The sequence below is a fragment of the Streptomyces viridochromogenes genome, from assembly GCF_001270495.1.
In the GTDB taxonomy this organism is placed as follows: Bacteria; Actinomycetota; Actinomycetes; order Streptomycetales; family Streptomycetaceae; genus Streptomyces; species Streptomyces viridochromogenes_A.
Genome location: NZ_LGUR01000078.1, coordinates 1 through 1,195, shown reverse-complemented (window position 1 = coordinate 1,195; position 1,195 = coordinate 1). Strand labels below are relative to the sequence as shown.

2 protein-coding genes are annotated in these 1,195 nt (G+C 63.1%); one reads left to right on the top strand and one right to left on the bottom strand.

All coding sequences use genetic code 11. The annotated features are described in order from the left end of the window. Positions 1 to 311 precede the first annotated feature (311 nt). Positions 312 to 470: a hypothetical protein gene (locus tag ADK36_RS48710; protein WP_159029353.1), complete on the top strand. Its 159-nt coding sequence runs from the start codon at positions 312 to 314 to the stop codon at positions 468 to 470. 242 nt (positions 471 to 712) lie between these two features. On the opposite strand, the gene ADK36_RS50050 is transcribed toward ADK36_RS48710, so the two are convergent. Continuing rightward, positions 713 to 1,195, bottom strand: a 483-nt coding sequence (locus tag ADK36_RS50050; protein ID WP_234329730.1) for a hypothetical protein, incomplete at its 5' end; no start/stop codon positions are given.

Here is a 1,195-nt window from a genome sequence, read left to right as displayed (position 1 = left end):
CTGGTGGCTCTGGTGACCTACCTACGGGTTCGGGCGACTCCCCTGAAGCGTCAAAGGCCATGCAGCCCTCCAAGGAATCAGGCCAACTCGACGCCCTCTCCCCAGCCGCCCACCCGATAGGGCATCGACGCATAAGCGAACATAGCCCTACCTTCCACCAAAACTGATCCAGCCGCATCTGCACCGCACGCCGACGAGACGCTGCCTCGTGCCCTTACCGCAGCGAGAGCACACCAGGCCACCCGTCCAGCCGGCAACCCGGCGAACCTATGCGGTCACGGCACTAAAGACGTGGGAGGGTTAGTAGGGGCGTGCACGAGATGCCGAAACCGAAGAAGAAGACCGCAGCCAAGAAGGCAGCGAAGAAGCAGCCCGCGAAGAAGACCACGGCGAAGAAGACGTCGGGGCGCCGGCAGCCATGGGCGCCGACGGCGCTGGTGAACGTGGCACTAGCTTTGGCTTATGAGTGAGACGGAAACCGAGACGGAGTGGCCCTCTGCTGACCAGGGTGTCAGCGCCTCTGGGCTGGCACCTCGGAGCGCGTGGCCGCACCGTCGCTAGTGCTGTGACCGTGAACGTTCACCGGGTCGCTCGTTGTACTGGTCGGAAGTGACGACGCTTCCCACCATCGTGGGGCGACAGGGTGGCGCATCCGGTCAGGGTCCGTGGGCTGACCGCTGGGCCCGCAGAGCCCGAAAGATCGGCATTCATATCAGGACCCCGGCGGAGCCGGGGCGGGAACATCTTCCGGGCTCCCGAACCAGAACTGGCATTCCTCCAAACCCAGGTCGCTGATTTGCACCGCGAGATTATGCGCCGCTTCCGCTCGGTTGGCGTTTTGCTCTTCCGTAGGGTCCCCTGCGTAAACGCCGTCCGCCGAATCGTAGTACGCGTCACTGGTGGCTGTACCTGCTCGAAGCAGCTTGTCAATGTCTTCCCCCCGCCCATCAGGGCGTTCCACTGCCCGCCAACTGCCGACAATGCGCCGCATCGCCACTCCGGCGTCCGTCAACTCAGTTGCCGTCGTACTAAGTAGCTCCTCCGTCCAGGTTTCAGCGGCGTTCAGTTCGTCCACGGCGTTGGACGCATTCAGAATATGAGTACCCGCATTGGGGCCCTCTTTCTCACACACTGCGTCGGCCTGCGCTTTCCATGCGTCAAAACTAGGCCCCTGACCCTCACAGCGGGTCAAAAT